Consider the following 18652-nt stretch of genomic DNA (forward strand, 5'->3'; position numbering starts at 1 on the left):
TATGCGGCAGACCTGGCGGCGATGCGACAGCATCGCCCGAAGCCGCAGGCTTCGTGGGAGCGAAGTGCGGCTCCGCCGCCGAAGCGGCTCTTCCCAGCGTTTATGGTAACATAGCAAAATTATTGCACATACTATTTAGATGCGTCTGCCCTGTCGGCCTTAAGTCTGACGCATCGTATGCGGCAGACCTGGCGGCGATGCGACAGCATCGCCCGAAGCCGCAGGCTTCGTGGGAGCGAAGTGCGGCTCCGCCGCCGAAGCGGCTCTTCCCAGCGTTTATGGTAACATAGCAAAATTATTGCACGTACTATTTAGATGCGTCTGCCCTGTCGGCCTTAAGGCTGACGCATCGTATGCGGCAGACCTGGCGGGCCTGCGCCCGTCACTTGACGCGCACCTCCAAAGAGCCTATGAATGACGACTTCGCTTGCTCACAGGAAGCGGGCCCTGGCAATGCGGCCCCTCCCGCCGGCGTATGCCATGCAATCTTCCTGCTTTTCCGCCGCAGTACGGCGAGGGCTTTGAGGTCTACATGTTCGAGAGCCTTTCAGACAGACTTTCCGGCGTGTTCCGCTCCTTCGGCGGCCACGGTCGGCTCACCGAAGAAAACGTGCAGGCGGGCCTGCGCGAGGTGCGGCTGGCGCTCCTGGAAGCGGACGTCAATTTCAAAGTCGTCAAGGACTTTGTGGAAAGCGTGCGCGTCAAGTGTCTGGGGCAGGAGGTGCTCAAGGGCGTGAGCCCGGCCCAGCAGGTAGTCAAGATCGTTCACGACGAGCTGGTTTCCCTGCTCGGGGGCGAGACTGCCGGGCTGAACCTCCGGGGCCGTGAACCGGCAGTGATTATGCTTGTGGGCCTTCAGGGTTCGGGCAAGACCACTTCAGCCGGTAAAATCGCCAATCTGCTGCGCAAGCAGAAAATGCGCCCCTATCTGGTCCCGGCGGACGTCTATCGCCCGGCGGCCATTGAGCAGCTCACCGTGCTGGCCGGGCAGCTCGGCATGCCGGTTTTTCCCTCCACAACGCAGATGAAGCCCGTGGACATCGCTACGGCCGCGCTGGAGCGGGCCAGGGCGGAACAGGCCACGGTGCTGCTGCTGGATACGGCGGGCCGCCTGCATGTGGACGAGCCTTTGATGGCGGAGCTCCAGGCCCTTAAGGCGGCCGTGCAGCCGCAGGAAATTTTGTTCGTGGCCGACGCCATGACCGGCCAGGACGCGGTGACCGTGGCCGAAACCTTCAATGAGCGCCTGGGCCTCACCGGCGTGGTGCTGACCAAGATGGACGGCGACGCGCGCGGCGGCGCGGCCCTTTCCATTCGCTCTGTGACCGGCGCGCCCGTGAAGTTTGTGGGCGTGGGCGAAAAACTCTCGGAAATGGAGGTTTTTCATCCGGATCGCATTGCCGGGCGTATTCTGGGCATGGGCGACGTGCTCACCCTGGTGGAAAAGGCCCAGTCCTCCATCAACGCCGAGGAGGCCGAAGAACTGGCCCGCAAGATGCAGAAGGCCAGTTTTGATCTTGAAGACTTTCGCACGCAGATGCGGCGGATCAAGAAACTGGGCTCCCTGGACAGCATTTTGAAGATGATTCCGGGCCTGGGCGGCCTGCGCGAAAAGCTGGCCGAAGCGAGCGGCGCAGTGCCGGAAAAGGAATTGGCGCGCACCGAGGCGATCATCAATTCCATGACCATGCGGGAGCGCCGCAATCCCGACCTGCTCAACGGCAGCCGCCGGGCCCGCATTGCCAAAGGCGCGGGCGTGAGCGTGGCCCAGGTCAACCAGATGGTGCGGCAGTTCGAGCAGATGCGGCAGATGATGAAAGGCCTGATGGGCGGCAAGGCCGGCAAGTCCGGTTTGCCGAAAATGCCCCGCGGCCTGCCCGGCATGGGCGGCTTTCCCGGTATGGGAGGGCTTGCGGGCATGGGCGGCATGCCGGGCCTGCCCGGCATGGATGGCCTTGGAACCGGCCTGCCCGGCGGGCGCGCATCCGGCTCAAAGTCCGCGGCCGCCAAAAAGCGGAAAAAGAAAGAGCGCCAGAAGCGCAGGAAAAAGTAGACAATTTTTCCGGGTCGTTGCGGCAACCTTGTTGCAGAGGCCGCGTCAGGCAGGAAGGCCGGGCCGCTTTGCCCGGCCTGCATGAAAACGTTTATGCTCTTGCCCTTTTGCGGGCGCAACGTTACTATTACATCAAAGGGAGTTTGACTCATGGCTGTGAAGTTGAAATTGACCCGTCTCGGCAGTAAAAAACACCCCTTTTACCGGGTGGTGGCGGCCAATGACGAAACCCGCCGCGACGGGCGTCCTCTGCAATTTTTGGGATACTACAATCCTATGACCAATCCGGTAGAAGTGAAGCTGGACGCGGAAAAGATCAAGGAATGGCTCGGGCGCGGGGCTGAACCCACAGCGACCGTGCGTTCTCTGATCAAGAAACACATGGCCTAGGGCTGGGGCCCGCGCGGCGGCGCGACACGGTTTCTGTCCCGGCATGTCGTTTCTCTGCTCCGGTTCTGTCCGGCATCAGCCCTTGGGAGGTTGGCAATGAAGGCTCTGATCGAATATATTGCAAAGTCCCTGGTGGATCATCCCGAAGAGGTGCTGGTCAGTGAAGTGGAAGGCGAGCAGACCACTGTGCTTGAGCTTAAGGTTTCCAAGGAAGATCTCGGCAAGGTCATCGGCAAGCAGGGGCGCACGGCGCGGGCCATGCGCACCATCTTGAGCGCGGCTTCCACCAGATCCAGGAAGCGCACGGTGCTGGAAATTCTGGAGTAGCGCCCGGATTTGTTCCGACAGAGCGTATGGCGGGCGCGTTGATTCATATGGGCACGCTGGCGCGGCCCCACGGCATTAAAGGGGAGATCTGCATTGATTGGCATGCGGACTCCCCCTTGCTTTTGGATCTTCCCTTCTGGCTTCAGGCCGGGGACGAACCGCCCCGGCGCGCGCGGGCCCTTTCCTGCCGTCTGCACAAGGGGCGCCCCCTGCTCTTGCTGGAAGGGGTGACGGATCGCAACACGGCCGAAGCTCTGCGCGGGCACAAAATCCTGGTGGATCGCGCCGACCTGCCGCAACCCGGCGAAGACGAGGCCTATCTGGAAGATTTGCTGGGCTGCGACGTGTTGTTGCCGGACGGCCGCCGCCTGGGGCGTCTGGATCATCTTGAATACCCCGCCGGCCAGGAGATCTGGGCCATTGCCGCGGATGGGAATGTGGAGGTGCTCTTCCCGGCCCGGCCGGAGTTCATAGCGGCCTTTGACCTCAAGGCCCGCACCGTGACCATCGACCCGCCCGAGGGTTTGCTGGAAATATACCTTTCCTGAAAAATGTTTCGCCGGGCAGGCAAGCCTGGCTCAGCCCTCCCGTAAAGAGTACTGAAACGAGCAACGCAAAGACGTATCCACGTGCCTGAACTGCCTGAAGTTGAAACTGTAGCCCGCACCCTGCGGCCATTGGTGAAGGATTGCCGCATTATGGCCGCAGAGCTCTTGCGGGCAGGCAGCCTGCACCCCTTGAGCCTGCCCTTGCAAAGCCTTGTGGGCCGCAGGATCGCGGATGTGGGGCGCAGGGGCAAGCTCTTGCTCCTGAGCTTTGCGGATGAAAGCGGGCCGCTCGCCTGCCGCGATGCCGGCGCAAAAGCCGCCGAACCGGCTGCGGGCCGTTCTTCTTCTTCTTCTTCTTCTTCTTCTTCTTCTTCTTCGCAACCCCCGGCATCCGCACGGCATCCCGACGGGCCTTTGCTCCTGGCCATTCATCTGCGGATGACCGGGCGGCTGATGGCCTATCCGCCGGGCACGCCTGCCGGTGCGCATACCCGCTGCATTTTTGACCTGCTGGCAGCCGACGGCAGCGCGCGTCGTCTCTTTTTTGACGACACGCGCGCTTTCGGACTGGTGCTGGCGGCCACGCCGGACATGTTAGCTGCCTGGACTTTCTGGCGCGAGCTGGGGCCGGAGCCCCTGGAACTGGACGAGCACGGCTTCAGGGCCTGCCTTGAAGGCCGGGGCGCGGCGCTCAAGGCGGCCTTGCTGGATCAAAAGGTCATTGCGGGCATCGGCAATATCTATGCCGACGAGTCCCTGTTCGACGCGGGCCTGGACCCGCGCCGCAAGGCCTGTGGGCTGAGCGCGGCCGAGCGCCGCCGTCTGCTGGCCTCTCTGCAGAAAGTGCTGCGCGACTCCATTGCCCAATGCGGCAGCTCCATCCGCGATTACCGGGATGCCAACGGGGATGTGGGAGCCTTTCAGAACTGCTTCGCAGTCTACAGCCGGGGCGGCCAGTCCTGCAAACGTTGCGGCCGCCCTTTGCAGAAGATCCGCGTGGCGGGCCGGGCCACGGTGTATTGCCCGCATTGCCAGAAGTAGAGCATTTTGCCTTTGAAAATGCGTGAGAGCGTTTTGCTGATGAAGGTAGCTAAACGCTCTCACGCCGCATTGTTGCTGTCGCTCTCTGTACGCCCTCGGCGGTCGCGCGCAAGCGAGGTTGCTTGCGGAGTTTCAGGGTCGGGCGGTGGAGACGCGCAAGCGGCCGTCCTGCGGCCAGATCGCGGTGATCTGTCCTGACTGGCCGGTATGCAGCAGGGGAATGCCGTGTTTGGCCAGCCACGCGGTCAGGCGTGGCCCCGGGTAGCCGTAGCGATTCTGAAAACCGCAGGACGCCAGCACCAGCCGGGGTTGCACGGCCTTGTAAAAAGCGGCCAGAAAGCTGCGATCCGAGCCGTGATGCGGCGCCACCAGCACCTCGGCCCGCAGATCCCGGCCCGAAGCCAGAAGACGGCGCAGGGCCGGGCGCTCGACATCGCCTGTGAACAGCGCCAGCCCGTGCCCCTGCCGCGTCAGACGCAGCACCAGGGAGGCGTCGTTGCCTGACCAGCCGGGCAGGGCGTCGGAGCTGGGCGCGCGCCTGGCCTCTTCTTCAGCCGTTTTTGCGGTTTTTGGGCCCTTCCCGTTTTCCTTTCCCGGCAACTGCTCTTCAGGCTCGCGCCGCGCTATGGCGGCAAGCCGCGGCGGGTGCAGGACTTCCAGCCGCAGTTCCAGGGCAGGATCTCCCAATGTCAGCACGTCGCCTTCGGCCAGAACGCGGCTGCCCAAAGCCTGCCGTAATTCTGCCCATTCCGCGCCGCGCGCTCCCGCGCCTTCCCGCCCGTTGTCAAACAGGGCCTGCACGCTGCAATGCCGGAGCAGGTAGAGAAGACCGCCCATATGGTCCAGATCCGGATGGCTGTTGCACACGGCCGTGAGACGGGGCGCGTCGTTGCAGGTCAGCGCGGGAACCGTCAGGGCGCGGCCCGGGTCAAAGCGGGGGGAGGCGCTGCCGCCGCCGTCCAGCAAAAGCCGCAGATGGCCCGGCAGGCGCACGGCCACGGCCTGACTCTGACCCACGTCCAGCACACTGACGCGCATCTCGCCGGAAAAGCGTTCCGCTATGCGCAGCAGCGGCCCCAGGCAGAGCAGGGCCATGCCCGCCAGCAGCAGGCGCCGGGCCGCGGGAAGCGGGTTGGGACGCCCGGCCTTGAAGGCCAGAGCCGCGAGCAGCGCCGCAAAGGCGGGCAGGGCTGTCCAGTGCGGGCGCAGCAGAGCGGGATTTTGCAATACGCCGTGCACGTCCAGCCAGCTCAGGCCGTCGGTGAGCCATTGGCAGGGCAAGGCCGCCAGGTCCAGCACAACGCGGGCCGCGGATTCCAGACCTGTTGCGGCCAGCGTCAGGCCCAGCACCGCGCCGGGCAGCACCAGCAGATCCGCTACGGGCAACCAGAGCACATTCAGCGGAAACCAGAATCCCGCGTTGCCGAACAGCAGCAGATTCAGGGGCAGCAGGGCCGATTGGATCAGCAGTGAAATGAGCAGGATGCGCAGCAGCCAGCGACCGCCGCGCCGCCAGGCTCCCTGGATCTGAAGCCGTGTTGCTTCAGCATCGGCCTCGGGCAGCACGCGGCGCAGCCAGGGCAGACAAAGGCCGATCACGGCCACGCAGAGGGCGGAAAGTTGCAGGCCCGTGTCCAGGACGCTCAGGGGTGAAACAAGGGTAATGCAGAGCAGGGCGGCGCAAAGCACATCGGGCGTCGTGCAGGGGCGGCCGCGAACCAGCCAGAACGCCATTGCAAAGAGCATGCAGACCGCCCGCAGCAGGGAAGCCGGAGCGTTGCCCAGCCAGAGATAGGCCACGGCGGGCGGCAGGGCCGCGACCACAACCCAGATTGCGCGCGGCCGCGCAAGGTAAAGCTCGGGATGCAGCCGGGCCGCGGCCAGCACGCAGAGCAGGCTCAGAAGCCCGGCCACGGCAAGATGCTGCCCGGAGAGCGCCAGACTGTGCACCAGGGTGGCGGCCGCGAAATTGTCCAGCGTGCTTTGGCTCAGATATTGGCGATCCCCAAAGAGCAGGGCCAGAAGAATGGCCTTGCCCTGGGGCAATTCCGGCTGCTCTGCGCAAGGCGCGGGCCGGGCTTTTTCCGCACGCGCGGCCTCGCCTGGGGCGAGCGCATCCGGCGTTGCGGCCGCTGACATGCCGCTTGTCCCGGCGACGAGCGCGGCCAGAAAGGCGCGGCGCAGATCTTCCCGCCAGCGGGCGCTCAGGCTGCCCTCGCCGAAAAAAGCCGGTTCGCCGCGTTCCGCCCGGCTCCAGATTTGCCACTGCACCCCGCGCGCCAGCCACCAGCGGCCCCAATCCGCGAGGCCGGCATTGGCAAAGCCCCTGACCGGGCGTGGACGTCGGCTGAGGCACGCGATCTGGCCTGCCAGGGGTCGCAGCAGCGGCTTCTCCCAGGTCCAGGCCGTGAGGCCGGGCAGCCCGGCAGAGGAATCCGACGCTGCGGCCCCTGCGCCGCCCGGGGTAAGCTCAGGCGGCTGGGGCGCCACTCCGGTCAGGATCACCCGCAGGCGGTTGTCCGGCAGGCCCTGGACGTCGCGCACCGTGCCGCAGATCCGCGCGGGCGCTTTCTCCTGACCGCCGCTCTGCCGGGCCGGGGGTTGCGCTTCTCTGGGCATCTGCCAGTGGGCCGCGCCCAACCCGGCCAGAACAAGGGCCGCGGCCAGCGCCAGACGCGCCGTATGCCAGAGGCGCTTCTCCGCGAACGCCAGCAGCAGGGCGCAGCACAAGGCGGGCCAGAGCCATTCCACAGCCGCAATGCCCGCGATCCAGAATCCGAGGTAGACTTGCCAGAGCAGCGGCGCTTGCAGGGGCGGATAGCGCATTGCCTGCTTTCCCTGTTCAGGAAAGGAGAGGGCAGGAAAGAAGGCCGCGGGATTTTTGTTGCTTGCCGAGGCGCTCAAGCGGCATGAGGCGCGGCGCGCAAGCGCCTGCGTGGCCGGATCTGGCCGCGCAGGCTGTGGCAACGGGCGGGCAAAAGCGCATGGCGTTCAAGCCAGATCGCGGGCCAGATCCCGCTCTTCGGCGCGCCGTTTGAGGCTTTCGCGGTGATCGTGCAGTTTTTTGCCGCGTCCCAGGGCGATTTCAAGCTTGATCCTGCCGTGTTTCAGGTACACGCGCACAGGCACCACGGTCAGACCCTTTTGGGCGACCAGACCCGCCATTTTGGCGATTTCACGGGCGTGCAGCAGGAGTTTTCGCGGCCTGTCCGGAGCCTGCGGGGCATAGCCGGCGTTGGCGTAGGGCGCAATATGCAGGGAGAGCAACCAGGCCTCGCCGCGCCGGAATTCCACATAGCTGTCGATAAAATTCACCTTGCCGGCCCGGATGCTTTTCACTTCCGGGCCGGTCAGCGCGATCCCGGCCTCCAGAAATTCGGAAAGCTCATAGAGGTGGCGGGCCTTTTTATTCACGGCAATGGTGGAGGGCGGTGTTTTTCGGCTCATGGCTGGCTGTGGGTAAGAAGGCTTGTGGTATGAAAGGCCAGTTCCGGGCCCAGGGATTGATGCAGCTTTTCGCGCACCATGCGCTTGGAGGCCGCCACATCCGTGCTCAACAGCACGCTGTGCGCCAAATCCATGCAGGTTGCGGCATTGAGGCGGCGGATCATGTGTTTCATGCCCGGCACAAAGCGCGGCGCGGCGGATACCGCGTCCACGCCCATGCCCAGCAGCAGGGCCAGGCCATACGGGTCCGAAGCCAGCTCGCCGCAGACCGAGACGCCGATGCCCTCGCGGTGGGCCGCGTCAATGACGCGCTTGAGCGAGCGCACCACCGCCGGATGCAGGGGCTCATGCAAGTATCCCACATGGCGGTTGTTGCGGTCAATGGCCATCAGGTAGTGGATCAGATCATTGGTGCCGATGCTGAAAAAATCACATTCGCGCGCCAGAGCGTCGCAAACCAGCACCGCGGCCGGGGTTTCCACCATCACGCCCAGAGGCAGGCTCGGGGCATGGGGCAGCGCCTGGGCGCACAATTCCTGGTGCAGTTCCTGAAGGATGCGGCGCACGCTCTGCACTTCCGAGAGGCCGGAAATCATGGGCAGCATCAGGGCCACATTGCCGTTGGCCCCGGCCCGCAGCAGAGCCCGCAACTGAGTGCGGAAAATGCCCTGATGGCGCAGACAGAAGCGTATGCCCCGCAGGCCGAGAGCCGGATTGGGCTCCTTGAGGGCCGCCTGGGCGCGCAGCATCTTGTCCGCGCCCGCGTCCAGAGTGCGAAAAACAACGCGCTGGGGCGCGGTTTTTTCGGCCACCGCGCCATACTCGCGCATCAGTTCCGCTTCTGTGGGCAGATTGCCCTTGAGATAGGAAAATTCCGTGCGGTACAGGCCCACGCCGTCGGCGCCGCTCTCCGGCAGATCCGCCAGTTCTTCCGGGCTTTCCAGATTGGCCTGCACAGCCACCCGCACGCCGTCGCGCATTTCGGCGGGCCAGTGGGCCGTGAGGCGGGTCTGGCTTTCCCAGGCGGTATATTTGTCGCGCCGGGACGTGTAGCCGGCAAGATCCTTTTGATCCGGAGCCAGGAGCACACAGCCGCCCAGGCCGTCCACAATGACCTGATCCTCATCGCGCACGGCGTTCAAAAGGCCGGTCACGCCCACCAGGGCGGGGATGTGCAGACTGCGCGACAGGATGGCCGTATGCGAGGTAGGGCCGCCCTCGGCAGTGAGAATGCCCAATACTCCCTGGGGGTTGAGTTCCATGACATCGGCCGGGGAAAGATCTTCGGCGGCCAGCACGCCGGGCGCGCCGGAGTTGCGGCGGCGCCGGGTCCCGGCCAGGCGCTCGCGCAGGCGCAGGCCCACGGCGCGGATATCCTGGGCGCGGTCGCGCAGATAGGGGTCATCCATGCCGCGAAAAACGTCGCAGAGGTCTTCCACGGTGCGATCCAGCGCCCAGGGGGCGCAGAGCAGCTCTTTCCGGATACGGGCGCAGGCGCTGTCCAACAATTTGGGATCGCGCACAAGTTCCATTTGCGCGGCAATGACCTCCCGGTATTCGGCCAGATCTTCGGGCACATTGCGCATGGTTTTCTGCAAATCCGCGCGCACGCCCGCGGCCGCGTCGCACAGGGCCTGCGCTTCGGCCGCGGCTTCGCCCGGGCCGATATGCCGCTCATCCGCCAGGCGCACGCCGTGCATCAGGCGGATGGCGCCAATGGCGATGCCGGGCGAAACCGGGGTGCCGAACAAGACTGCGCGGGCCATATTATTCCTGCAAGGTGGTTAAAAAGCGGGCCAGACCGCACAGGGCCTCGCGGGCGTCTTCGCCGTCGGCCAGCAGGGTCAGCTCCGCGTCGGCCGGGGGAGCGAGGGACAGAATATCCAACATGCTTTTGGCGTCCGCCGCGCCCGTTTCGCTGATCAGCTGAATGGCCGATGAATAGCGCTGGGCCTCCTGGGCCAGCCGGGCGGCAGGCCGGGCATGCAGACCGCCGCGCAGGCAGAGCGATACCCGCAGGGCCAGCCCGCGCGGCGTTATTTCGATGGCGTCTTCCATGCCTTTACCCTATGAAACATCCTGCCCGCGTACTTTGTCCAGGCCTGCGCGCCGCGCGGCAACGCCAGGGCTGAAAAACCTCTTTTTCCACAATCAATGCGCCGTTGCCGTATTTCCCGAAGCCGGGGCCGTGCCCGGGAGCTTCGGCCTGCCCGGCATTGCGACGGAAACATGACCTCCCAGGCCTTTATCCCGGCCCGGGCAAGAACCACAGCATCTTACATCCCGATCAGCCCTTCGTCCATGAGAATGAGCATGCCCAGCGTGAGCGCCCAAAGCAGAATGCGCGGCAGATGCATTCTGCCCACCAGCCATGCCGCGGCCAGCAGTGCCGATGTTGCCAGGCCATAGGCCAGCCAGGGAAAAGGCATTGCCGAGGTGGGCGTCAATTGCCACAGGATCAGCGCCACCAGCGCGGCATTGATCATTTTGAGCGTGTCCCCCCAATTGATCAGATCCAGGCGTTTGAGCTTCAGCAGCACGTGCATGCCGTGGCGCAGGCCTGCAAAAAATGTGACTGCCCGGAAAAGCCATACAAGCAAGAGCAGCGCGGCGGTCAGGACTGCCGTGAGCACAATGTGCCCGGAAAGCAGCAGGCTGACGCTGCTCAACGCCCAGAGCGGGCGCAGCGTGCCGCTGAAAAAGGAGTCGCCAAGGGCGGAAAGCGTGGTGGCCAGGGTGTCGCGCACCGAGTGCACAGCGCTTTCCGGCAGGGAACCTCTGGCGATCTGCGTTTCCAGGGAGAGCAAAATGCCCGCATAGAGCGGAATCATGAAAGCATGGGTATTGCTGTGGCCGCCGTAGCGGGCAAAGGCGCGCTCTCTGGCCCCGCGGTCCGGGTAAAGAAAGCGGAGAGCCGGGGCCAGCACAAAGGTCAGCCCCGGTTGTTGCATGCTTCTGGCGGTATTAGCCGCATTAATGCAGCAGGTTCGCGCCAGACAGTTGAGGACCACGGGTCTGGGGAGCATAGCGCCTCGTAACGCTGGAGCCGGGCAGACAGCGTGCGCGACCGCGCTGAAAATGCGTCAGGCTGCGCAGCGCCGCTTGTGCCGGGGCCTCTCATGCGCCGTGTTGGTATCAAAAAGTCGCAACCGTAAGGGACATCAAGCCTGTTGTGAAGATCGCCGGGCAAAAAACGCCGCTGAGAGCATTTTCTCTTTGAAAATGCTCTCAGGCGAAAACCGCGTTTTTCGCCTGAATGCCACCTTTGACTTTCATAAAAAGTCAAAGGTAATCTGCTCTGGAGCGTTTTGCTCATGAAATTAGCTAAACGCTCTGGCAGGGCAAAGCACCCGCCGCGCGCGTCAGCCGTCGGCGGCTGTGCCGCCTTACGGATGACGACAGCAGAAACAGGCGCAGGCGCAATTTACTTGCGCCGTTAAGCGCCGGAGCGAGCGCTTCAAAAGCAATATACGCTACTGTTCCGCGCTGTCGCCCGCGTCCCGGAGCAGCGCGTAAATTTCCTTGCCGCTCCAGCCGCGCGCCGCGCTCTGTACCCGGCGCGCCACTTCGCGCGGTTTGCCGCCGCGGGCCAGCTCCAGGCGCGCCAGTTGCGCCACCTCCTCGCGGGGAGTGCGCTCGACCTGTTCCGGCGGGCCGATGATCACGGTAATCTCGCCCAACAGGGGGATGGGCAGTTCCGGGGAGATGCCGCCGTTGCTGTCCAGACGCCCGAGTATAAATTCCTCATGGGTTTTGGTCAATTCGCGGCAAACGGCAAGATCGCGGGCGCCCAGGATACGTGCGGCCAGGATCAGGCTTTCCTTGAGGCGATCTTTGCGTTCAAAAAAGATCAGCGAGCCCGGCGCATGGGCAAAAGCGGCAAGCAGATTCTCGCGTCCGGCGGCATCGCGGGGCAGAAAGCCCAGAAAGGTATAGGGCAGCGGGGCAATGCCGGCAGCGGAGAGAGCCGCGACGGGCGCGGAAGGCCCCGGCACGGGAGAAACAGGAAGGCCTTCCTTGCGGCAGGCCCGCACCAGCCGGTAGCCCGGATCGGCCAGCAGGGGGGTGCCCGCATCGGAGATCAATGCCAGAGTACGCCCTTCCCGTAAAAGGCGCAGAACTTCCTCCTGACGCTCGGCCTCATTGTGATCGTAAAAACTCAAAAAACGGCGGCCATGAATGCCGCAACGCGCGCAAAGAGCGGCGGCCCGGCGGGTGTCTTCGGCCAGGATCAGATCTGCGGCCTGCAGAATTTCACGAGCCCTGGGCGAGAGATCATCAGGGTTGCCAAGGGGCGTGGCCACTACCCAGAGCCGGGGAGAAGTCAAAGGCATGGCAATGATGCTCCAGACGTAAAATGTCGCCCTCGCGCAGCACGCAGACCACGTCAAAACGGCAGGGGCTTTGCCAGGCCCGGTGGGCCGCGAGCCAGGCCTGGGCCGCGCGTCCGAGCAGGCGCTGTTTCGCCGTGGTCATGGCTTCGGCCGGGCTGCCCTGCCCGTGGGCTTTGCGGGATTTGACCTCCACAAACACCACGGTTTCGCCGTCAAGGCAGACGAGATCAAGCTCCAGGCGGCCCTGCCGCCAATTGCGATCCAGCAGGCGGTAGCCTGCGCGCTCAAGAAATGCGGCGGCCGCGTCCTCGCCTGCTCTGCCGAAACGAAGATGCTCCGGACGCGCGATGGGCAGCGCGGCCGCGCCCGACGTTGCTGTTGCGGCCGCGCGTTGCCGGGTCTGAGCTTTGAAAAAAGGAAATTTCAGCACAAGCGGCCCTGACTGGGCGCGGTTTTTGCCTGATCCGGCAGCACGCCCCGGAAGGTCCGGCGGTGCTGCGGGCATGGGCCCAGACGCCGCAGAGCCGCGTAATGAGCCGCAGTGCCGTAGCCCTTGTGGGTCTCCAGGCCATAGCCGGGCCAGCGCCGCGCCAGATGCCGCATGAGCCGGTCGCGGAAGGTCTTGGCCAGGATGGAGGCGGCGGAAATGGCATCCACGCTTTTGTCGCCGCCCACAATGGCCTGCTGGGCAGGGCCGGGGGCCGCGTGCCCTTTGCGCCAGAACCGGAGCAGCACAGCCTCCGGCACGGTCTTGTTGCCGTCCACAAGCAGGCGGGAGGGAGAGCGGCACAAGGTTTGCACGGCCCTGCTCATGGCTTCAAATGTGGCTTGAAGAATATTGATGCGCTCAATGCGTCTGGGCCAGACCACGCCCAGGCCCCAGGCCAGGGCGCAGGCCCGGATGCGCGGGGCCAGCGCCTCGCGCGCCGCGGCGCTCAGAAGCTTGGAGTCGGCAAGGCCGGAAAGCTCATGGACGGAAGGCAGAATGACGGCCGCAGCCACCACCGGCCCGGCCAGGCAGCCGCGCCCGGCTTCGTCGATACCGGCCTCAAGACCGGAAGGCCGGTCAGGGATGAGGGCCGGCGAACCGAACAGCGTGGCTTGTGCCTGTTGGCCTTTCACAGCGATATGTCGCGTGTTGCGGAAGGTGCAATTTTCGCCGTCGACAAGAGCGACGAGCGACGCGCCGCGGCGGAAGGGAGGTTCCACCGGGGCGCGCCGCCAAGGGCTGTCTCTGTATCGCTTCTTTTGCTTTGCAGCTTTGTCAAGCCGGGCTTTTTGCGAAAGGAGCGCGCCATAGCTCTGTTGCCATTCTCCATAAGACGGCTCTGCCGCCAGCGGTCGAGGCCGGAGCGCATTCTTTTCGTAAGCGGCGTGATCCCTTGCTGCAAGAGCAAAACTTTTCCATGCGGAGAAAGCGCCTGGAGTGCATGCAGTCAGCGGCAAAAAGCCCCGCTTCCACTCAGAAGCGGCCGCGCGGCTTGATGCGCGCCGCCTTGCCCTTGAGAGCCCGCAGATAATAGAGGCGGCTGCGGCGCACGCGACCCTGGGTGACCAGTTCCACATGATCGATGAAGGGCGAATTCAGGGGGAAAATGCGCTCCACGCCCACGCCGTCGGAAACCTTGCGCACCGTAAAGGTGGCGTTGGTGGTGCCGCGTTTGATGCGGATCACATTGCCCTGGAAGACCTGGATGCGCTCTTTTTCGCCTTCCACAATGCGCAGATGCACCTTGACCGTGTCCCCGGAGCGGAACGCGGGCATATCCATGCGCATGTTTTCCTGTTCAATTTTCCTGATGATGTCCATCGTGAACTCCTTGCAAACCCGAGGGGCGGATTGTTGCGTCCTTGCGAAGCGGCGTGGCCGCAATGATGCAATCAGTAATAGTCGCCTAAAATTCTGTCAGCCAGGATGGCTGCCGCGCTGCGCACCGAAAGGTGGTTGTAGCTCAAAAAGCGCAACGGCCTGAGCACGCCGTCGCAACGCGCAAGCGCTTCCGGGGCCAGTCCGTGCGCCGTGCCCAGGCAAAGCAGGACCGGACCTTCGCGGCACCAGTCCCGCACCTGGCAGGGCGTCAGGGGGGCGGGCGCGTTTTTTTGCCCGGGCCAGACTGCGGAGCTGGCCACCAGCCTGGGCCGCGCACCGCAATATGCGCTCAGGTCTTCAACGGCTTCGTCCAGCGAAACGGCCGGGCGCACCAGTTCCAGAGCCTGGGCGCGATCCGGGTTGCCGTGGCCGCCCGGGCCCTGTGCACTTTGCGCCCAATGCCGCAAAATTTTTTGCAGCACCCGCAATTGATCCTTCAGCGGCGTGACCGCATAGAAAGGCCCCATGCCATAGCTGCGGGAAATCCGGGCTATATCGTGAATATCCAGATTTGTCAAAGAGGAAGCGCCGGAATTTTTTTCTCCGAGCAGAACCGGATAGTGCAGCAGGCAGAAGGAAAGGCTGCGGCCCGGCCGTTGGCGCGGCATGGCGGCCAGGGCCAGAGCGTCTTCGCGATCCAGGGGAGCCTGATCCAGCAGATCCGGGCGCGCGGCCAGAGTCGCCGCCAGGGAGGCCTGACGCCGCCAGCGCGCAATGCGGGCATGATCCCCGCTCAGCAGAACTTCGGGCACGGGCAGGCCTTCCAGTTCTTCAGGCCGGGTGTAGTGCGGGTATTCGAGCAGGCCGCGCGAAAAGCTCTCCTCCTCGCCGGATGCCTCCTTGCCCATAAAGCCGGGAGCAAGCCGGGCCACAGCTTCGATGACCGCCAGGGCCGCTGTTTCGCCGCCGTTGAGCACTGCCTCGCCCACACTGACCGGCTCCAACGGAAAAAGCCGGTTCAGGCGCGCGTCCAGCCCTTCGTAGCGGCCGCAGATCAGGGTCAGATCCTCCTCGTCGGCCAGCTCACGGGCCAGGGCCTGGGTCAGAGGGCGGCCGCCCGGGGCCATGAGCAACATGCGGCCGGGCCGCGCAATGGAGCGCAGGGCAAGGGCCAGAGGCTCCGCCTGCATGACCATGCCCGGGCCGCCGCCATAGGGGCGATCGTCCACATGGCGGTGTTTGTCGCGGCTGAAGTCCCGGGGATCGTGAAAGCTGAACGTCACAAGCCCGTTTTCTCGCGCGCGGCCCATGAGCGCCGTGGAAAGCGGCGAAGCAAAAAACTCGGGAAAAAGTGAAACAAGGTGAAAACGGGGCATGTCGGGCAGCTTGCCGCAAATGGCCGCGTCTGGCAAGCGCGGGGCGCATACAGGGCCGACGCCGCGCCTGCCATTGCGGCAGTGCCCCAAAAACGCGTCTCAGACGCGGGCCTGCCAGAAAAAACGGAACGTGGGAGAAGAGACGGCAGCGGAGGTTGCCAGGCAAAGCCAGTGGCCGGGACACGGCAGGAGGAACCAGCGCAGGCAATGGCCGTCCAGCGCCGCGTGGCCTGCGCGTCCGCCGCAACGGCCCCCGAAGATCCGCGCGGCATCCCGCGCAAGGCCTGTGCCCAGGGCTTTGAGCAGCGCCTCCTTGATGGTCCAGCGCCGCAGGGCTTCGCGGCATTGCCCCGTTGCGGAGAGAGCGGGCGGGATTTCGCCGTACGCAAAGGCCCGGCCGCAGGGCGGCGGGCTGTCCAGGGCCTCGGCGTCCAGCCCCAGGGCAGGATGCGCAGGGCGCGGCGGAGCCGCGGACGGGCCGTCGTTGGTTGCCGGGCCGGGCCGCAGGGCGCAGAAGGCCGCCCTGCCGCTGTGGCTGAAGCTCACGGCCCAGCCCGGCAACACGGGACGGCCCGCACTGTCTGCCTGAAGGCGTACCCCCTCGGAACGGAAAGATCTTGTTTGTGCCGCCGCCAGGCTCAGGCCGCGCAGCAGCAGAGCGCGGGCCAGCACACGGGATGCGCGCGCGGCCAGAGCCGCGCCGCTCATGGCGAAGCGCCGGATATGATCTCTCTGTTCTTCCCCCAGCCAGGGGGCCAGCGCTGTTTCGCGGGCATGGCAGAACGCGCGCAGCTCCGCTTCAGGCAGCGCGGGCACGGCTGCGCCCAGGATGAGTATTTCCGCGTTGCGCGGGGAAGTAGTGCGCATAGGCCCTGAATCCGCCCGGCGCGGCAGGCTGCCGCGCCGGAGAGCGTTATTTGAAGGACGGCAGCCAGGACGCGAGCCAGTGCGGCGGCGTTCCAAAGTGCAGCCAGAGGAACAGGCCGCCGGAAAGCAGAAGCACGACTGCCAGCAGAAGGGCCGGGAGCCGCCAGCTGCGCTTCTTGCGACGCAACTGGGCCGGAAGGCTGTACGGATCGTCCAGAGAGCGCAGCGCGCCCGGCGGCAGACTGCTCTCGGCGGTCAGCGTCGCGCCCATGGCGATATTGATGGGCGCGCCGTTGTTCACGGCCCAGCCCGAGGCGTCCAGCAGGGGGCCCAGGCTGCGGCGGCGCAATTTGAACCAGGCCAGGATCACCGACGGCCCGGAAATGCCGAGAAACAGGGCCACCAATGCCATGGGCCACCACCAGCCCAGGGAAACCAGGGAATTGGCGATATAGGCAAAGGCCGCGCTGAGCACGCTGATGCCCACGCTGAAGGCCGCAAAGATGCCCGCGCCCTTGGCGAAATCAAAGTTGAGCCTGGGCGGCGTTCCGGCCGATGCGGCCGCGGCGTCTTTTTTGATGTCCGCGCCCAGGGCGTTCACGGCCTTGCTTGAGGCCTTGCTGAGGGCGTCTTCCTTGGAGGCCACGAATTTTTGCAGTTGATCGGCCACCATAGCGCCGAAACGCAGGTACGGGGCCCACATGGCCTGGCGCAGACTGATGGGGTTGTGCACCAGACGGGTCAGGGTCGTATCCCAGTCCTGCTCGGCATTGTCCACAAAAACGCCGTGGCGGCCTTCCAGCAGCGCGTCGGTGTTCCCGGCCGTCAGAGCCGCGGCGATGGTCATGCTTTGTTGTTCGCCGGTGGCGAGCGTGCGCGTGCATTGGCAATAGAGCAGGCAGAGATGGCTTTGCGAAGCCAGACGGACATGCGCGGCCAGATCGTTGACCGGCACGCATAAATAGCAGGCCCGGCTGTCCAGATACAGGGTCCCGGCCAGAAAGATGGCCCGTTTGTCCGGATCGTAGAAATCCGCGAAGGAAACGAAGTTCATGAGCAGGGTATACAAGTGGACGTGGAACAGGGTCAGTTTTTCGAGATCGCGCACCGCCGCCATGCGCGGGGCGGCCAGATCCCGCTGCACACAGGCCGCGAACGCCTTTTGTGTCGCCTCGCTCAGCAATGTTTCCATTTCTTCGCTGGAAATCTTGTCCAGAGCGTCTTCGGGCGAGGGCGGCAGAAAGGCGCGTTGCAGCGCGTCGTCCTCCGGGGCCAGGACCAGGGGCGGCAGGCCGGGAAAGTCCGCCTGTTTGGCGTTGTCCGGGGGGCGCTCATAGCTGGGCTTTTGGTCCAGCAGGGCGGCATAGGGCGCAAAACGGTCCAGGATCTCCCGCCAGACAGTCTCGCTCAGGCTGCCGCCCGCCTGATCCCCGGCGGCCGGGGCGTCGCCGTTTGGCGCGCTTTTTCCCTCAGGATGCAGCCGGAGCAGGGGCGCGAACAACTGACTGAAATTTTTCAGGTCTTCGGCCCAGGCCGGATTGATCCCGCTGGTGAGACTCAGAGGTTGATCCGGGGCGATGCGGGCCAGGGGCAGCCGGGCCAGAACATCCAGAGACAAAAGGATCTGCCCGCCGTTGTCCGGGGGGGTGAGCATGGCGTCCTCATTAAGCGCGGACAGGGCCTGCGGGGCATAGGCTGCCATGCGGCAACGGTAGAAATAGTCGTCGATTTTGGGCCGCAGACGTTGCAGCAGGGTCCAGGCCGCGTCTGTCTGACTGCCCAGGGGCAGATCCGCCTGGCGCACGCTTTGCCGCCAGTCCCGCGCCGCGCGCAGCCGCTCAAGAAAAGCGTCCGCCAGAGCCTGGCTCAGCCCCGGACGCCCGGAGTCGTCGCGCATGGCGCCGATGACGGAAAAGCCGGCCAGAATGAAACGCTTTGTCGCGTCGTCTTTGGCGTCCACGGAATCCGCAGGCACCACCCCGTCGCCGTTGAAGGCATACTCCGCGGCTGCGGCCACGGCCTCTTGCGCCTCTTCGGGAGTGACTTGCGCGGCGTCCGCGTGTTGGTTTTTTTTCAGCACCAGGCGGGCCGCGGACAGCAGCTCCGAGCCCTGGGCATTGTCGTCCTGAATGTTGTCCAGGGGCAGGCCCGCAGTGCCTTCCGTGAGCCGGGCCGGATGCTTGAGCCGCTCGCAGAGCCAGGCCACTGCCTCCAGGATGTCGGCGGAGCGGATGCGGCCGTCCTGATCCGTGTCGAGCAGCTCCAGGGTGCGGGCATCGAATTCCAGGCCCTGCGTGGGGCAGCTCAAGGTCATCCAGAGTTTGGGATCAAGCTTATCCAGATGGCGCCATTCTTCATCTGTGTGCAAAAGCACCTGATCCAGGCCGCCCATACGCCGGAAGCTAAAGGGTGTAGCCTTGTCTTCCGCCGGTGCGGAATCGGGATTGGCAGGCATTATC

Annotated in this window: 17 protein-coding genes; 5 read left to right on the top strand and 12 right to left on the bottom strand. The window is 65.0% G+C overall.

From position 1 onward, the window contains the following. The first annotated feature begins 532 nt into the window (after positions 1-532). The 5 genes from ffh to mutM all read left to right on the top strand — a co-directional run bounded on the left by ffh (position 533) and on the right by mutM (position 4359). Complete coding sequence (gene ffh / locus G7Y52_RS07490) at positions 533-2053, top strand: signal recognition particle protein (protein ID WP_165069444.1); 1521 nt, start codon at positions 533-535, stop codon at positions 2051-2053. Between the two features lie 150 nt (positions 2054-2203). Beyond that, entirely contained in the window at positions 2204-2443 is a 240-nt protein-coding gene (rpsP, locus tag G7Y52_RS07495; RefSeq protein WP_165069293.1) for a 30S ribosomal protein S16, read from the top strand. A gap of 96 nt (positions 2444-2539) precedes the next feature. After that, positions 2540-2770, top strand: coding sequence for a KH domain-containing protein (locus tag G7Y52_RS07500; protein ID WP_165069297.1), 231 nt, complete (start codon positions 2540-2542; stop codon positions 2768-2770). A gap of 26 nt (positions 2771-2796) precedes the next feature. After that, entirely contained in the window at positions 2797-3318 is a 522-nt protein-coding gene (gene rimM / locus G7Y52_RS07505; protein WP_241159645.1) for a ribosome maturation factor RimM, read from the top strand. Between the two features lie 81 nt (positions 3319-3399). Beyond that, positions 3400-4359, top strand: coding sequence for a bifunctional DNA-formamidopyrimidine glycosylase/DNA-(apurinic or apyrimidinic site) lyase (gene mutM, locus G7Y52_RS07510; RefSeq protein ID WP_165069301.1), 960 nt, complete (start codon positions 3400-3402; stop codon positions 4357-4359). 132 nt (positions 4360-4491) lie between these two features. Here the strand turns inward: mutM and G7Y52_RS07520 are convergent, their stop codons facing one another. The 12 genes from G7Y52_RS07520 to G7Y52_RS07575 form a co-directional block, all read right to left on the bottom strand. Next, positions 4492-7185, bottom strand: a complete 2694-nt coding sequence (locus G7Y52_RS07520) for a ComEC/Rec2 family competence protein (protein WP_241159646.1) — start codon at positions 7183-7185, stop codon at positions 4492-4494. Between the two features lie 165 nt (positions 7186-7350). Then, positions 7351-7806, bottom strand: a complete 456-nt coding sequence (smpB, locus tag G7Y52_RS07525; protein ID WP_165069305.1) for an SsrA-binding protein SmpB — start codon at positions 7804-7806, stop codon at positions 7351-7353. Next, on the bottom strand, positions 7803-9572 hold the full coding sequence (ptsP, locus tag G7Y52_RS07530) for a phosphoenolpyruvate--protein phosphotransferase (RefSeq protein WP_165069309.1): 1770 nt from the start codon (positions 9570-9572) through the stop codon (positions 7803-7805). Before ptsP ends, smpB begins: the two co-directional genes overlap by 4 nt. A gap of 1 nt (position 9573) precedes the next feature. Then, positions 9574-9864 carry an HPr family phosphocarrier protein gene (locus tag G7Y52_RS07535; RefSeq protein ID WP_165069314.1) on the bottom strand — a complete coding sequence of 97 codons (291 nt, stop codon included), beginning with the start codon at positions 9862-9864 and terminating at the stop codon, positions 9574-9576. A 218-nt stretch (positions 9865-10082) separates the two neighbouring features. Beyond that, entirely contained in the window at positions 10083-10832 is a 750-nt protein-coding gene (locus G7Y52_RS07540) for a PTS system mannose/fructose/sorbose family transporter subunit IID (RefSeq protein ID WP_165069318.1), read from the bottom strand. 447 nt (positions 10833-11279) lie between these two features. Beyond that, positions 11280-12140, bottom strand: a complete 861-nt coding sequence (rsmI, locus tag G7Y52_RS07545; protein WP_165069323.1) for a 16S rRNA (cytidine(1402)-2'-O)-methyltransferase — start codon at positions 12138-12140, stop codon at positions 11280-11282. Beyond that, on the bottom strand, positions 12085-12489 hold the full coding sequence (locus G7Y52_RS07550; RefSeq protein WP_241159651.1) for a YraN family protein: 405 nt from the start codon (positions 12487-12489) through the stop codon (positions 12085-12087). The genes rsmI and G7Y52_RS07550 overlap by 56 nt, the downstream gene beginning before the upstream one ends. 74 nt (positions 12490-12563) lie before the next feature. After that, complete coding sequence (locus G7Y52_RS07555) at positions 12564-13235, bottom strand: ribonuclease HII (RefSeq protein WP_165069453.1); 672 nt, start codon at positions 13233-13235, stop codon at positions 12564-12566. A 367-nt stretch (positions 13236-13602) separates the two neighbouring features. After that, complete coding sequence (rplS, locus tag G7Y52_RS07560) at positions 13603-13950, bottom strand: 50S ribosomal protein L19 (protein ID WP_165069331.1); 348 nt, start codon at positions 13948-13950, stop codon at positions 13603-13605. A gap of 71 nt (positions 13951-14021) precedes the next feature. After that, positions 14022-15326 (bottom strand): tRNA (guanosine(37)-N1)-methyltransferase TrmD, encoded by a 1305-nt coding sequence (gene trmD, locus G7Y52_RS07565; RefSeq protein WP_165069333.1) that lies wholly within the window; start codon positions 15324-15326, stop codon positions 14022-14024. A gap of 99 nt (positions 15327-15425) precedes the next feature. Next, positions 15426-16193 carry a 4'-phosphopantetheinyl transferase superfamily protein gene (locus tag G7Y52_RS07570; RefSeq protein ID WP_165069336.1) on the bottom strand — a complete coding sequence of 256 codons (768 nt, stop codon included), beginning with the start codon at positions 16191-16193 and terminating at the stop codon, positions 15426-15428. Positions 16194-16239: 46 nt separating this feature from the next. Further along, complete coding sequence (locus tag G7Y52_RS07575) at positions 16240-18648, bottom strand: ABC transporter permease (RefSeq protein WP_165069341.1); 2409 nt, start codon at positions 18646-18648, stop codon at positions 16240-16242. Between the last annotated feature and the right edge of the window lie 4 nt (positions 18649-18652).

The organism is Desulfovibrio sp. ZJ200 (assembly GCF_011039095.1).
Classification (GTDB): domain Bacteria; phylum Desulfobacterota; class Desulfovibrionia; order Desulfovibrionales; family Desulfovibrionaceae; genus Desulfovibrio.

Excerpts from the sequence above, each read along its gene's own strand:
- ffh (WP_165069444.1), top strand. The coding sequence starts at position 533 with ATGTTCGAGAGCCTTTCAGACAGACTTTCCGGCGTGTTCCGCTCCTTC.
- rpsP (WP_165069293.1), top strand. The coding sequence starts at position 2,204 with ATGGCTGTGAAGTTGAAATTGACCCGTCTCGGCAGTAAAAAACACCCC.
- G7Y52_RS07500 (WP_165069297.1), top strand. The coding sequence starts at position 2,540 with ATGAAGGCTCTGATCGAATATATTGCAAAGTCCCTGGTGGATCATCCC.
- rimM (WP_241159645.1), top strand. The coding sequence starts at position 2,797 with ATGGCGGGCGCGTTGATTCATATGGGCACGCTGGCGCGGCCCCACGGC.
- G7Y52_RS07520 (WP_241159646.1), bottom strand. The coding sequence starts at position 7,185 with ATGCGCTATCCGCCCCTGCAAGCGCCGCTGCTCTGGCAAGTCTACCTC.
- smpB (WP_165069305.1), bottom strand. The coding sequence starts at position 7,806 with ATGAGCCGAAAAACACCGCCCTCCACCATTGCCGTGAATAAAAAGGCC.
- ptsP (WP_165069309.1), bottom strand. The coding sequence starts at position 9,572 with ATGGCCCGCGCAGTCTTGTTCGGCACCCCGGTTTCGCCCGGCATCGCC.
- G7Y52_RS07535 (WP_165069314.1), bottom strand. The coding sequence starts at position 9,864 with ATGGAAGACGCCATCGAAATAACGCCGCGCGGGCTGGCCCTGCGGGTA.
- G7Y52_RS07540 (WP_165069318.1), bottom strand. The coding sequence starts at position 10,832 with ATGCTCCCCAGACCCGTGGTCCTCAACTGTCTGGCGCGAACCTGCTGC.
- rsmI (WP_165069323.1), bottom strand. The coding sequence starts at position 12,140 with ATGCCTTTGACTTCTCCCCGGCTCTGGGTAGTGGCCACGCCCCTTGGC.
- rplS (WP_165069331.1), bottom strand. The coding sequence starts at position 13,950 with ATGGACATCATCAGGAAAATTGAACAGGAAAACATGCGCATGGATATG.
- trmD (WP_165069333.1), bottom strand. The coding sequence starts at position 15,326 with ATGCCCCGTTTTCACCTTGTTTCACTTTTTCCCGAGTTTTTTGCTTCG.
- G7Y52_RS07570 (WP_165069336.1), bottom strand. The coding sequence starts at position 16,193 with ATGCGCACTACTTCCCCGCGCAACGCGGAAATACTCATCCTGGGCGCA.
- G7Y52_RS07575 (WP_165069341.1), bottom strand. The coding sequence starts at position 18,648 with ATGCCTGCCAATCCCGATTCCGCACCGGCGGAAGACAAGGCTACACCC.